General features: G+C 66.9%; 13 protein-coding genes. 8 read left to right on the forward strand and 5 right to left on the reverse strand.

Annotated features, from left to right (window positions below; all coding sequences use genetic code 11):
- Positions 1-94: 94 nt before the first annotated feature.
- Positions 95-535 carry an energy transducer TonB gene (locus ACVCMI_RS05130; protein ID WP_447097190.1) on the forward strand — a complete coding sequence of 147 codons (441 nt, stop codon included), beginning with the start codon at positions 95-97 and terminating at the stop codon, positions 533-535.
- A gap of 155 nt (positions 536-690) precedes the next feature.
- On the forward strand, positions 691-1,695 hold the full coding sequence (locus ACVCMI_RS05135; RefSeq protein ID WP_447097189.1) for a class I fructose-bisphosphate aldolase: 1,005 nt from the start codon (positions 691-693) through the stop codon (positions 1,693-1,695).
- A 97-nt stretch (positions 1,696-1,792) separates the two neighbouring features.
- Here ACVCMI_RS05135 and ACVCMI_RS05140 read toward each other — a convergent pair whose 3' ends face one another.
- The gene (locus ACVCMI_RS05140) at positions 1,793-2,371 is read right to left on the reverse strand and encodes an outer membrane protein (RefSeq protein ID WP_447097188.1); all 579 of its coding nucleotides are present in this window, start codon (positions 2,369-2,371) and stop codon (positions 1,793-1,795) included.
- Between the two features lie 181 nt (positions 2,372-2,552).
- On the reverse strand, positions 2,553-3,152 hold the full coding sequence (locus ACVCMI_RS05145) for an outer membrane protein (RefSeq protein WP_395116464.1): 600 nt from the start codon (positions 3,150-3,152) through the stop codon (positions 2,553-2,555).
- Between the two features lie 255 nt (positions 3,153-3,407).
- On the opposite strand from ACVCMI_RS05145, the gene tkt reads away from it, so the two are divergent.
- The gene (gene tkt / locus ACVCMI_RS05150; RefSeq protein WP_447097187.1) at positions 3,408-5,417 is read left to right on the forward strand and encodes a transketolase; all 2,010 of its coding nucleotides are present in this window, start codon (positions 3,408-3,410) and stop codon (positions 5,415-5,417) included.
- 129 nt (positions 5,418-5,546) lie between these two features.
- On the opposite strand, the gene ACVCMI_RS05155 is transcribed toward tkt, so the two are convergent.
- The gene (locus ACVCMI_RS05155) at positions 5,547-6,200 is read right to left on the reverse strand and encodes an HAD hydrolase-like protein (protein ID WP_447097186.1); all 654 of its coding nucleotides are present in this window, start codon (positions 6,198-6,200) and stop codon (positions 5,547-5,549) included.
- On the reverse strand, positions 6,200-7,384 hold the full coding sequence (locus tag ACVCMI_RS05160) for a phosphoglycerate kinase (protein WP_395116470.1): 1,185 nt from the start codon (positions 7,382-7,384) through the stop codon (positions 6,200-6,202). The genes ACVCMI_RS05155 and ACVCMI_RS05160 overlap by 1 nt, the downstream gene beginning before the upstream one ends.
- A gap of 182 nt (positions 7,385-7,566) precedes the next feature.
- Here ACVCMI_RS05160 and maiA point away from each other — a divergent pair, with 182 nt between their 5' ends.
- Positions 7,567-8,229 carry a maleylacetoacetate isomerase gene (maiA, locus tag ACVCMI_RS05165; protein WP_395116473.1) on the forward strand — a complete coding sequence of 221 codons (663 nt, stop codon included), beginning with the start codon at positions 7,567-7,569 and terminating at the stop codon, positions 8,227-8,229.
- 129 nt (positions 8,230-8,358) lie between these two features.
- Here maiA and ACVCMI_RS05170 read toward each other — a convergent pair whose 3' ends face one another.
- Complete coding sequence (locus ACVCMI_RS05170; RefSeq protein WP_395116475.1) at positions 8,359-9,471, reverse strand: PilT/PilU family type 4a pilus ATPase; 1,113 nt, start codon at positions 9,469-9,471, stop codon at positions 8,359-8,361.
- Positions 9,472-9,543: 72 nt separating this feature from the next.
- Here ACVCMI_RS05170 and ACVCMI_RS05175 point away from each other — a divergent pair, with 72 nt between their 5' ends.
- The 4 genes from ACVCMI_RS05175 to ACVCMI_RS05190 all read left to right on the forward strand — a co-directional run bounded on the left by ACVCMI_RS05175 (position 9,544) and on the right by ACVCMI_RS05190 (position 12,866).
- The gene (locus ACVCMI_RS05175; protein ID WP_395116477.1) at positions 9,544-10,128 is read left to right on the forward strand and encodes a DUF4398 domain-containing protein; all 585 of its coding nucleotides are present in this window, start codon (positions 9,544-9,546) and stop codon (positions 10,126-10,128) included.
- Entirely contained in the window at positions 10,125-10,784 is a 660-nt protein-coding gene (locus ACVCMI_RS05180) for a hypothetical protein (protein WP_395116479.1), read from the forward strand. The genes ACVCMI_RS05175 and ACVCMI_RS05180 overlap by 4 nt, the downstream gene beginning before the upstream one ends.
- A gap of 332 nt (positions 10,785-11,116) precedes the next feature.
- Positions 11,117-11,344 (forward strand): YdcH family protein, encoded by a 228-nt coding sequence (locus ACVCMI_RS05185; RefSeq protein WP_136257589.1) that lies wholly within the window; start codon positions 11,117-11,119, stop codon positions 11,342-11,344.
- A gap of 151 nt (positions 11,345-11,495) precedes the next feature.
- Positions 11,496-12,866, forward strand: a complete 1,371-nt coding sequence (locus ACVCMI_RS05190; protein ID WP_447097185.1) for a pyridoxal-phosphate dependent enzyme — start codon at positions 11,496-11,498, stop codon at positions 12,864-12,866.
- The last annotated feature ends 61 nt before the right edge of the window (positions 12,867-12,927 follow it).

The following is a 12,927-nucleotide window of genomic DNA, read 5'->3' on the forward strand; positions in this document are numbered from 1 at the left end:
AGCCTGAACCGGCCGCGTCGCCGCGACATCGTTGACGCTGGCGCGGCGTGCAGGCAGCTACACTGTGGCCATCGACACGTTGCCGGAGCCTGCCATGAACACCCCGTTTTCCTCCGTGTGCCGCGGCGTGCTGTTCGCGCTCGCCCTGGGCGCCGCCGCGCCGGTGCTGGCGCAGACGGTCAAGATCGACCAGCAGGACTTGTACCGCTACTGGATCCTGCTCAACACCCAGGTGCAGATGGATGCGCCCAACAGCGGCCTCAACCTGGACAAGCCCGGTTGCGTGGCGGTGACCTACACCATCGGTTCCGATGGCGTGCCGATGGACGTGCAGGTGGCCAAGGTGGAGCCGAAGAGCGACCTCGGCCCGATGGCGCGCAGCGCAGTGGCCAATTTCCGCTACGGCCCGTCGCTGAACAACAACATCCACCAGCCGGTGGCCACGTATTACATCGTGGTGTTCAACGGTCCCAAGGACCCGGCCGCGCGCGCCCAGCTGATGGCCCCGTGCAAGCTGCCCGGCTACCCGGCCTGAGCTGAGCCGGCAGTGCCTGCGGGGTGCGGCGTCGTTTCGGCCCGTCGTGGCCCCGATCTGGCCTATAATCGGCGTTTTTCACCATGCCGCTTCGTTCTCGAGGCGGCGCCCACCATGGGTGGCCGGGCATCGCCCCCACCATCGCGGAGTCACCAATGAGCATTGAAGATCTCGAAAGCGTCGCCCTGGCGATGGTTGCGCCCGGCAAGGGCATCATCGCGATCGACGAGTCGACCAACACCATCCGCAAGCGCTTCGAGGCCGTCGGCATCGAGAACACCGAGGAGAACCGGCGCGCCTACCGCGAGTTGCTGCTGACCACGCCGGGCCTGTCCGAGCACATCTCCGGCGCGATCCTGTTCGACGAGACGATCCGCCAGTCCACCAAGGACGGCGTGCCGTTCACCCAGGTGATGAAGAAGAACGGCATCATCCCCGGCATCAAGGTCGACAAGGGCCCGCAGCCGCTGGCCGGTTTCCCCGGCGACGTGGTCACCGAAGGCCTCGACGGCCTGCGCGAACGCCTGCAGGAATACGCGAAGCTGGGCGCCCAGTTCGCCAAGTGGCGCGCGGTGATCAACATCTCCGAGGAAAACCCCAGCTCCACCGCGATCGAGGCGAACTGCCACGTGCTGGCTCGTTACGCCGCGCTGTGCCAGGAGGCCGGCCTGGTGCCGATGGTCGAGCCCGAAGTGATCATGGACGGCGACCACACCATCGAAGTCAGCTACGAAGTGCACGAAGCCGTGCTGCGTAGCCTGTTCAATGCGCTGTACGAGCAGAACGTGATGCTGGAAGGCACCATCCTGAAGGTCAGCATGGTCATCCCCGGCAAGGATTGCGAGGAGCAGGCCGAGGTCGGTGAAGTAGCCGAGGCCACCGTGCGCGTGCTCAAGTCCACCGTGCCGGCAGCGCTGCCGGGCATCGTGTTCCTTTCCGGTGGCCAGAGCGACCAGCAGTCCACTGCACACCTCAACGCGATGAACCAGATCGGCCCGCACCCTTGGCCGCTGTCGTTCTCCTACGGCCGCGCGATGCAGCAGGCCGCGCTGCAGTTGTGGTCGAAGGACCTGAAGGGCAATGTCGCCGACGCGCAGAAGATCGTTCACGCCCGCGCCAGGGACAATGGCCTGGCGGCGCTGGGGCAGTGGAACGGCTGATTGCCTTTCAGGCGGGGAATAGGGAATAGGGAACAGGGAATCGGCAGAGAAGAAAAGGGCGCCTTGCGGCGCCCTTTTTTGCGTCACGCGATGGAGTTCAGAAGCGGTACTCGGCGCTCACCGTGTAGATGCGGTTACCGATGTCCAAGCCCTGCTTGGAGATGCTGTAGTAATCGAAGTTGGCGCCGATGCTCCAGCTCTTGTTGATGTCGTAGCCAGTGCCCACGCCTGCGTACCAGCCCAGCGACTGCTTGCTGGCCTTCTCGTTGAAGGGGTCGGCCGGGTCGCTGGACTGCAACTTGGCGTGCAGCTTCCACATGAAGGCGCCGCCGCGCGCGGAGATGTACCAGGCGTCGGTCGGGTTGAAGTGACCGTTGATGCCTGCGGTCCAGCCGTCACCCGAGAGTTTGGCGTAGGTGGTGCCATCGCGGCTGCTGATGCTGCCGAGGTCGGTGTAGCCCGCCTCGAAGCCGATGAACTGGGTGCGGTAGCCGGCGTTGAGAATGACGGCCGTGCCGTGTTCGCTGCCGAGGTCGTAGTTGTCCAACGTGGCGTGGTAGCTCACGCGACCGGCGCCGAGGTTGACGAAACCGCCGGTGAGATCCTTTGCCTGCACGCTGGCCGTGGCCAACGTCGCACCGGCCAGAGCGGCCAGCGTCAAGAGTGAGTTTTTCATTTGAAATCCCCTGTTGTGGTGTTTCCCGATCTTTCCTGTCGCAGTCCTGCGCGTCGGGACGCAAGGCGCCAACCACGTATTTTATATGTGGCGCAGTTCGCATAAAGAAAGAGAGCGCCCTCAGGCGCCCTCTTCTTGTAGGTGAACATCCCGACGCGATGTCGGAATCAACCTCTGCGGATCAGAAGCGGTATTCGGCGCTGGCCGAGACCATGTCCGTGCTGAGGTTCACGTGGTCCTTGCTGGCGTCGAAGTAGTCGTAGTTCACGCCCACGCTGAGCTGCGGGGTGATGTTGTAGCCGATGCCTGCGCCGGCGTACCAGCTGTTGTCGTCCAGGCTCTTGCGGATCGGGTTCACGTCGTTGTTCATGCCGTGACCGGTCCAGCTGTACAGGCCCGCGCGACCGCTGAGGTACCAGTTCGGGGTCATGTCCAGCCGGGCGTTGGCGCCCACCGTCCAGCCGTGCAGCTGCGACTTGTTGTCGGCGATCACCGGGTCGCTGTTGAAGATGTTCTTGGCGTGGATGTTGCCCAGGTCGTTGTAGCCCACCTCGGCGCCCAGCGCGAAGTTCGGCGCCAGCGACCAACGGTAGCCGCCGTTCAGGGCATAGCCGGTGTCATGGCCGTCGTACGGCCCATGGTTGATCGCGGTGCGGCCGATGTTGCCGTTGACGAACCAGCCGGCGTTGTCGGCGGGCGCGTTCTGCGCGAAGGCGGCGGGGACGGCCACCAGGCCGGCAGAGACGAGAGCGAGGGCGAGCAGTGTTTTCTTGGTTTTCATGGATGAGGCTCCAATGGTCAGGACAGTTGGCCCCGGATGGGGAGGGCCGTTTGTCGAATGCGCCCCGCCCAAGACGGGCGGCGACACGAAGACTTAGATGGGTGGTGCCCCGAAAGATTCAATACTCATTAGTTCAGTATTAAGCGCAGATTAAGCCGGCCGAATGCGGGCCGTGCCCAGGGCCGTGTCCGGCGCGCGACACCGCGCGACCGGATCGGCGACAATGGACGCTTTTGCACCCTCCGGAGACGCCTGATGACCACCCGCCGCGAACTCGCCAACGCCGTGCGAGCCCTTGCCATGGACGCCGTGGAAGCGGCCAAGTCCGGTCATCCGGGCATGCCGATGGGCATGGCCGACCTCGCCGAGGTGCTGTGGAACGACTTCCTGCAGTTCAATCCGGCCAACCCGAAGTGGCCCAACCGCGACCGCTTCGTGCTGTCCAACGGCCACGGCTCGATGCTGCAGTACGCGCTGCTGCACCTGACCGGCTTCGACCTGCCGATGGACCAGCTCAAGCGCTTCCGCCAGCTGCATTCGAAGACCGCCGGCCACCCGGAAGCCAGCGAAACGCCGGGCGTGGAGACCACCACCGGTCCGCTCGGCCAGGGCCTGGCGAATGCGGTCGGCTTCGCGCTGGCCGAGAAGGTACTGGCGGCGCATTTCAACCGTCCGGGCCACGATGTGGTCGATCACCACACCTACGCCTTCCTCGGCGACGGCTGCCTGATGGAAGGCATCTCGCACGAAGCTGCCTCGCTGGCCGGCACCTGGGGCTTGGGCAAGCTGGTGGCGATCTACGACGACAACGGCATCTCGATCGACGGCGAAGTGCACGGCTGGTTCACCGACGACACCCCGGCGCGCTTCGAGGCGTACGGCTGGAACGTGATCCGCGGCGTGGACGGGCACGATGCCGAGGCGATCAAACAGGCGATCGCCAAGGCCACCACGCAGCACGACAAGCCCACCCTGATCTGCGCGAAAACCGTCATCGGCTTCGGTGCGCCGCACAAGCAGGGCAAGGAGGAAAGCCACGGCGCGCCGCTGGGCAAGGACGAGATCGCCGCCGCGCGCGAGCAGCTGGGCTGGAAGTACGCACCGTTCGAGATCCCGGCCGAGATCTATGCCGGTTGGGATCACAAGGCCAAGGGCGCCGCCGCGGAGCAGGCGTGGAACGACGTGTTCGCGAGGTACGCCTCCGCCCATCCGGAGCTGGCTGCCGAATTCGACCGCCGCATGAGCGGCGAGCTGCCGGCCGACTGGGCCGCGAAGTCGCAGGCGTTCATCGACAAGCTGCAGGCCGACGGTCCCGAAGTGGCCTCGCGCAAGGCTTCGCAGATGAGCATCGAAGCGTTCGCGCCGCTGCTGCCGGAGCTGATCGGCGGCTCGGCCGACCTGGCCGGCTCCAACCTGACCAAGTGGAAGGGCAGCCTCGACGCCGCCACCGGCGACAGCGCGGACGGCAAGGGCAACTACGTCTATTACGGCGTGCGCGAGTTCGGCATGACCGCGATCGCCAACGGCGTGGCGCTGCATGGCGGCTTCATCCCGTACGACGCGACGTTCCTGGTGTTCTCCGACTACGCGCGCAATGCGGTGCGCATGAGTGCGCTGATCCCGGCCCATGCGATCCACGTTTACACGCACGACTCGATCGGCCTGGGCGAGGACGGCCCGACCCATCAGCCGGTGGAGCACATGGCGAGCCTGCGCTACATCCCGAACAACCAGCTGTGGCGTCCGTGCGATGCGGTGGAATCGGCGGCGTCGTGGAAGGCGGCGATCGAGCGCAAGGGCGCGCCGTCGTGCCTGATCTTCTCGCGGCAGAACCTCAGGCACCAGCAGCGCAGCGCACAGCAGGTGGCCGACATCCTGCGCGGCGGCTACGTGCTGTCCGATCCGCTGGACACGAAGTTCCAGGCGATCCTGATCGCCACCGGTTCGGAAGTGGAACTGGCGATGGAGGCGTCGCGCGCGCTGGCGCAGCAGGGCGTGGCCGTGCGCGTGGTGTCGATGCCGTGCACCGAGGTGTTCGACGCGCAGCCGCTGGAATACCGCGAAGGCGTGCTGCCGCTCTGGTGCCGCGCGCGCGTGGCGGTGGAAGCGGCCACCGCCGATTTCTGGCGCAAGTACGTGGGCCTGGACGGCGAAGTGGTCGGCATGACCACGTTCGGCGCCTCGGCGCCGGCGCCGCAGCTGTTCGAGCACTTCGGCTTCACCGTGGCGCACGTGGTCGACGCGGTGAAGCGCGTCGTCAAATAAGGCTACTCGCGGTCGCCTCCCGGTGATCGCGGGAATGCCTGTGCGAGCGCCTCATTCGGTAGGGCGGGCACTGCCCGCCGTTCTGCCTTATCCAGCGACCGAAACAAAAGCCGGCGGGCGGTGCCCGCCCTACGGAGCGGCCGCCGGGATTTCCAGCAAGGCGGCCAGTTCGTCCGGCGTTGCCGCAATGGCGTGGGCGCCGGCCTGTTCCAGTTCCGCGCGGCTGCCGAAGCCCCAGAGCACACCGAAGCCACGCACGCGGTTGGCGACGGCGCCGTCGATGTCGAAGTGGCGGTCGCCGATCATCACCGTGTCGGCCGGGTCGGCGCCGAAGTCGGCCAGTGCCTCGCTGATCATCGTGGCCTTCTCGCTGTGCGCGCTGTCCGGGTGCGGGCCGTACAGGCGCAGGAACGCGTCGCCGAACGGCAGGTGGGCGAGGATCGGCGCGGCGTGGCGGTGCGGCTTGCTGGTGACCACGGCGAGCTGGTGGCCGGCGCCGCGCAGCCGCTCGATCAGCAGCTCGATGCCCGGATAGATCTCGTGCTCGCGCCAGCCGAGCGTGTTGAAGCGCTCGTGGTAGTACGCCACCGCCGCCTCGATGCGTTCGGCGTCGTGGTCCAGGAGCGGCGCGAAGCTGTGCCGCAGCGGCGGGCCGATCCAGCGGCGCAGTTCCGCATGTGCCGGCGCCGGCACGTCCAGCCGCGCCAGCGCATGCTTCACGCAGGCGGTGATGCCGTGCTCGGAATCGATCAGGGTGCCGTCGAGGTCGAACAGGCAGAGCATTACTTCGCGGCTCGCGCCTTCAGTGCGGTGACCGCCGGCAGTTCCTTGCCTTCGAGGAATTCCAGGAACGCGCCGCCGCCGGTGGAGATGTAGGAGACCTGGTCGGCGATGCCGTACTTGTCGACCGCGGCCAGGGTGTCGCCGCCGCCGGCGATCGAGAACGCGTTCGACGCCGCGATCGCGCGCGCCAGCGTTTCGGTGCCCTTGCCGAACGCGTCGAACTCGAACACGCCGACCGGGCCGTTCCACACCACGGTGCCGGCCTTGGCGATCAGGGCGGCGTAGAGTTCGGCGGTCTGCGGGCCGATGTCGAGGATCATCTCGTCCGCACCGACCTGGTCGACCGGCTTGATCGTGGCCGGGGCCTGCGCGGAGAACGCCGGCGCCACCACCACGTCGATCGGCATCGGCACTTCGGCGCCGCGTCGTTTGGCGTCGGCCAGCACCTTCTTCGCCGCGTCGAGCAGATCCATCTCCACCAGCGAGTTGCCGACCGAGTGTCCCATCGCGGCGATGAAGGTGTTGGCGATGCCGCCGCCGACGATGAGCTGGTCGACCTTGCCGATCAGGTTGTCCAGCAGGGTCAGCTTGGTCGACACCTTGGAGCCGGCCACGATCGCCAGCAGCGGATGCGCCGGGTGCTCCAGCGCCTTGCCCAGCGCATCCAGCTCGGCGCACAGCAACGGGCCGGCGGCGGCGACCGGGGCGTACCTGATCACGCCGTGGGTCGAGGCTTGTGCGCGATGCGCGGTGCCGAACGCGTCCATCACGAAGATGTCGCACAGCGCGGCATATTTCTTCGCCAGCGTGTCGTCGTCCTTGCCCTCGCCGACGTTCATGCGGCAGTTTTCCAGCAGCACCACCTCGCCGGCGGCCACCTCCACCCCGTTGACCAGGTAGTCGGCCACCAGCCGCACCGGCTGGTCGAGTTTGCTGCTCAGCCACAGCGCCACCGGCGCCAGCGAGGATTCGGCGTCGAACTGGCCTTCCTTGGGCCGGCCCAGGTGCGACATCACCATCACCTTCGCGCCGGCGTCGCGGGCGGCCAGGATCGTCGGGAGGGCGGCGTCGAGGCGCTGGGTCGAGGTGATCCGGCCCTGTTCGTCGATCGGCACGTTGAGATCTTCGCGGATCAGCACGCGCTGGTTGCGCAGGTCGAGGTCGCTCATGCGGATGACGGACACGGCACAACTCCGTTGGATGGTGGGGGCTAGCCAGAACCGGCTGCAACCGCCTATTGTCCGGTGGCCGCGGCAGTGATGCAAACGCGGCCTGGCGAGGCACGCCGGGCCGACGACACGCGGGCGCGCGCAACGGCTGCACTTGTGGCTAAACTGCAGGCTATCCACGCAGGGGGGGACCGCTCATGGCGACCGGCTTGGTGCTCTACAGCTACTGGCGTTCCAGTGCTGCCTATCGCGTGCGCATCGCGCTGAACCTCAAGGGCCTGGACTACGAGACGCGTCCGGTGCACCTCGTGCGCGACGGCGGCGAGCAGCACACGGCGCAATACCAGGCGCTGAACCCGCTCGAATCCGTGCCGGTGCTGTGCGACGGCGACCGCGTGCTGACCCAGTCGCTGGCGATCATGGAATATCTGGACGAGATGCACCCGGAGCTGGAAACCGCGCTGCTGCCGGTCGACGCCCGCGGCCGCGCCCAGGTGCGCGCGCTGGCCATGGCGGTGTGCTGCGACATTCACCCGCTGGGCAACCTGCGCGTGCTGCAGCATCTGGAGAAGGAGTTCGGCGCCAGCGAGGAGCAGCGGGCAGCCTGGTCGCGGCACTGGATCGATGCCGGCTTCAAGGCGATCGAGGCCATGCTGGCGGAGAGCGCCGCCACCGGCCGCTACTGCCACGGCGAAACCCCGAGCATGGCCGATGCCTGCCTGATCCCGCAGGTCTACAACGCCATTCGCTGGAAACTGCCGCTCGACGACTACCCCACCATTACGCGCATCCACGCCGCCTGCAACGAGCTGGAAGCGTTTCAGCGTGCGGCGCCGGAGGCGCAACCCGACGCACCGTAAGCCGGGAATAGGGAATGGGGAATAGGGAATAGGAACTGCAAGAGCAGGAGCCGCGCTCCGCGCTTGGTTTTTCCGATTCCCGATTCCCGATTCCCGATTCCCGATTCCCTATTCCCTATTCCCGGCCCTTCAGAACCCCATCCCGTACGGGTCGTTGCCGGCCAGTTCGGCGCTGCTGTTGCCGCCTTCGGCGAGGCGGATCTTGAGGGCGAGGCCATCGCGGGAGTCGGATTTGCTGAGGGCCTCGTCCAGTTCCACGCGGCCTTCCTTGTACAGCTTGTACAGCGACTGGTCGAAGGTCTGCATGCCTTCCTGCAGGCTGCGATCCATGGCGTCCTTGATCTCGTGGATCTGGCCGCGGCGAATCATGTCGCGGATCAGCGGCGTGTTCAGCAGCACCTCGGCGGCCGGGATGCGGCGGCCGTCCTTGCCGATCACCAGGCGCTGGCTGATCACCGCGCGCAGGTTCAGCGCCAGGTTCATCAGCACGTTCTTGTGCGCCGATTCGGGGAAGAAGTTGAGGATGCGCTCCAGCGTCTGGTCGGAGTTGTTGGAGTGCAGCGTGGCCAGGCACAGGTGGCCGGTCTCGGAGAAGGCAATGGCCGCCTCCATCGTGTCGGTGTCGCGGATCTCGCCGATCATGATCACGTCCGGCGCCTCGCGCATCGCGTTCTTCAGCGCCTCGTGGTAGCTGTGCGTGTCCAGCCCGACCTCGCGCTGGTTGACGATCGAGCGCTTGTGCCGGTGCAGGTATTCGATCGGGTCCTCGATGGTGAGGATGTGCCCGGGCGACTGCGAGTTGCGCTGGTCGATCATCGCCGCCAGCGTGGTCGACTTGCCCGAGCCGGTGGCGCCCACCACCAGGATCAGTCCGCGCGGCTCCATGATCAGGTCGCGGAAGATCGGCGGCAGCTGCAGCTGCTCGATCGAGGGGATCTCGCTCTTGATCGCGCGGATCACCATGCCCACTTCGCCGCGCTGCTTGAAGACGTTGATGCGGAAGCGGCCGGCTTCCTTCACCGCCAATGCCATGTTCAGTTCGAGGTTGCGCTCGAACTGCGGCACTTGGCCCTCGTCCATCAGCGAATAGGCGATCTTCTTGACCATGCCGCTCGGCAGGCCGGTATTGCCCAGCGGATAAAGCTTGCCCTCGACCTTGATGTTCACCGGGGCACCGGTGGACAGGAACATGTCCGACGCGCCCTTGTCTACCATGAGCTTGAGGAAGTAGCCGATGTCCACGTTTTACCCCTGGGTTCCCGATGTACATTGCATTGCACGATTATGCCTGCCCACAATACGCTGCAACACACCATGAGGACTGTGATGTACTTCTTTTCCCCATCGGCCGCGCTCGCGCGCCGCATGCGCGCGGCGGCCACCATGCTGGCGCTGACCCTGGCCGTGGCCGGTTGCGCCACGGCGCCGCCGCCGAATGACGCGATGAACCTGGCCCAATACCAGCTGCAGGCCGCCCGTGACGCCGGCGCGGCGGATTACGCGCCGGTCGACCTCGGTTTCGCGCAGGACAAGTTCCAGCAGGCGCAGGAGGCGATGGCGGCGCGCAAGTTTGCCGATGCCGCGAACCTCGCCGAGGAATCCGGCGCCGATGCCGAGCTGGCGCGGGTCAAGGCGCGGCTGGGCGCGGCCCGTGCCGAGATGCAGGGCAAGCTGCAGGAAAACACCCGCCTGCGCAGCGAGGGCGAGCAACTGGCCGCCCGGCAGCAGCAGATGGAACAGGCGATCCCGGCACCCGCCGCCGACTCTTCCGCGCCGTTGCCGGTGGGCGACATGCCGGCGCCTTCGGCCTCGGTGCTCTCCGCGCCGGTCGACGGCACGCCGATCCCCGGCAATGACGATCCCGCGGCCGCCAGCAGCATTCCCGGAGGCCAGCCATGAAGCGCCTTGCCCAACTGCTCGCTGGCGCAGGCCTGGCGCTGGCCCTGGTCGGTGCCGCGCAGGCACGCCAGGACGACATCGACATCAACCGCCTGCGCGGCAGCCTGGACCAGCTTGCCAACGATCCCGGCCTCGGCCATTACGCCCTGTCCGAACAGGCGCGAGCCCGCGAGGCGATCCGCGCGCTGGAGGAGGCCGGACGTGGCGACCGGCCGCATGCCTTGTACCTCGCCGAGCGCCGCGTCGACCTGGCCAAGACCGCCGCGCAGTTGCAGGACGCCCAGGTCAAGCTGAACCAGCTCGATCGCGAACACGACCAGATCCTGCTCGCCAACAGCCGCCGCGAGGCGGACATGGCCCGGCTGGAGCTGGCCCGGCAGCGCCTGCAGAACCAGTTGGCGCAGGAGGAGGCCGCGCGCCTGCAGCAGCAGGGCATCGAATATTCGCAGCAGGCCGAGCAGGCGCGGGCCGAAGCCGAGCGGGCCAAGAAGCTGGCCGCGGCACAGAGCAAGGTGGCGCGGGCGGCCCGCCGCGAGGCGGCGCTGGCGGCGCAGGCGGCCAAGGCGATGCGCGCGCAGATGGACGATGGAAATACCCCGCCACCGGCTCCCGCCGAGCAGAAAAAGCCCACCCGCAAGCACTCCGCGGGGCACTGAAACGGCGCCGGGCGGCGCTTTGCCGCGGCGCCTCCACGGGCTGCGGCCAGCCGCCGCCCAATGCCTGCAAAACACTGTTTTGACAGGTATTTAATGCACCGGCCGAAGTGTGATCCGACGCCTTGCACCGGCCAGATCGGCGGAGTAGGGTCAAAGCCCCGGGAGGCATCCAGGCCACCGGGGTCAACGACCTGAATCATGCGCCCATCCCACGTTCAGATCCCCACCTGCGTTCCGGTTGACCGGCGTGGGTCGCGGGTGTGCGCCGATTCAGCTGTCGGCGGTCCGCCAACGTGGCGGCAACCGTCCGTTCACTCGCAGGAGGTCGGATCATGTTCGAAAACCAGCAGCGCGATGATGTCGAGGCATTGATGAAGGCGGACGCGGAGTTCCGCCGGCTTTATCAGCACCATCGGGAGCTCGACAGCAAGGTGCACGACGCCGATATCGGCGTGCTTCCCATCGACGACGCCACCCTCGCCGGCATGAAGAAGGAGAAACTGCTGGCCAAGGCGCGGCTTGAACGCATGTGGGCCGACAGGGCGCACCTCATCCACTGACGCAACGGTTCGCTGGCGCGGCCCCGGGTCTTCCCTGAAACAGTCATCGGGAAGATTGCCGGGGCCGCAGCGTATCCGGCGGCTCGGTTATCATGGGGGTTCTGCGGCCACGGCTTTGCGCCGACGCCGCCACGCCAGCGACGGAGCCCCCATGACGGTTCACCAGAGTGTCCTCGAACTGATCGGACACACCCCGATGGTTCGCGCGAGGCGCCTCGATACGGGTGCGTGCGAATTGTTCCTGAAACTCGAGAGCGCCAACCCCGGCGGCTCGATCAAGGACCGCATCGGCCTGTCGATGATCGAGGGCGCCGAGAAGGACGGCCGCATCCGCCCGGGCGACATCCTGGTCGAGGGCACCGCCGGCAACACCGGCCTGGGCCTGGCCCTGGTCGCGCAGCAGAAAGGCTACCGGCTGATCCTGGTGGTGCCGGACAAGATGAGCCGCGAGAAGATCTTCAACCTCAAGGCGATGGGCGCCGAAGTGGTGCTGACCCGCTCCGACGTGGCCAAGGGACACCCCGAGTACTACCAGGACATGGCCGAGCGGATCGCCCGCGAAACGCCCGGCGCGTACTTCATCAACCAGTTCGGCAACCCCGACAACCCGGCCGCGCACATCGCCAGCACCGGGCCGGAAATCCTCGAACAGATGGACGGCAAGGTGGATGCGGTGGTGGTCGGCTGCGGCTCGTCCGGCACGCTGAGCGGGCTGTCGAAGTTCTTCGCCGAACACTCGCCGCAGACCGAGCTGATCCTGGCCGATCCGGTCGGCTCGATCCTGGCGCAGTACATCAACGAGGGCACGCTCTCGACCAAGTCGGCGAGCTGGATGGTCGAAGGCATCGGCGAGGATTTCCTGCCCTCGATCAGCGACTTCACCCGGGTGAAGAAGGCCTACGCGATCTCCGACAAGGAGAGCTTCCTGACCGCGCGCGAGCTGCTGGCGAAGGAAGGCATCCTGGGCGGCTCGTCGACCGGCACCCTGCTTGCCGCGGCGCTGCGCTACTGCCGCGAACAGACCACCCCGAAACGCGTGGTGACCCTGGTCTGCGACACCGGCAACAAGTATCTGTCCAAGCTCTACAACGACTACTGGATGCTCGACAACGGCTTCATCGAGCGCGAGCAGCACGGCGACCTGCGCGACCTTCTGCTGCGCCCGTTCGCCCAGCGCGACACCGTGGTGGTCGGCCCCAACGAGCTGCTGATCACCGCCTACAACCGCATGAAGCTGTACGACGTGTCGCAGTTGCCGGTGATGGACGGCCGCAAGCTGGTCGGCATCGTCGACGAGTCCGACGTGCTGATGCACGTGCACGCCGACGAGACGCGCTTCCGCGACCCGGTGTCCACCGCGATGATCGCCGACCTGCACCGGCTCGACGTGCGCTCGCCGATCGAATCGCTGCTGCCGGTGTTCGAGCGCGGCCACGTGGCCATCGTGGTCGACGGCGACGATTTCCTCGGCCTGATCACCCGCATCGACCTGCTGAACTGGCTGCGCCGCAAGGTGAATTGACCGGCCGCGCCAGGCACTTTCAAAACAGCCCGGGGCGACCCGGGCCAGAACCGAAGGAAGC

The sequence above is a fragment of the Rhodanobacter sp. UC4448_H15 genome, from assembly GCF_052978265.1.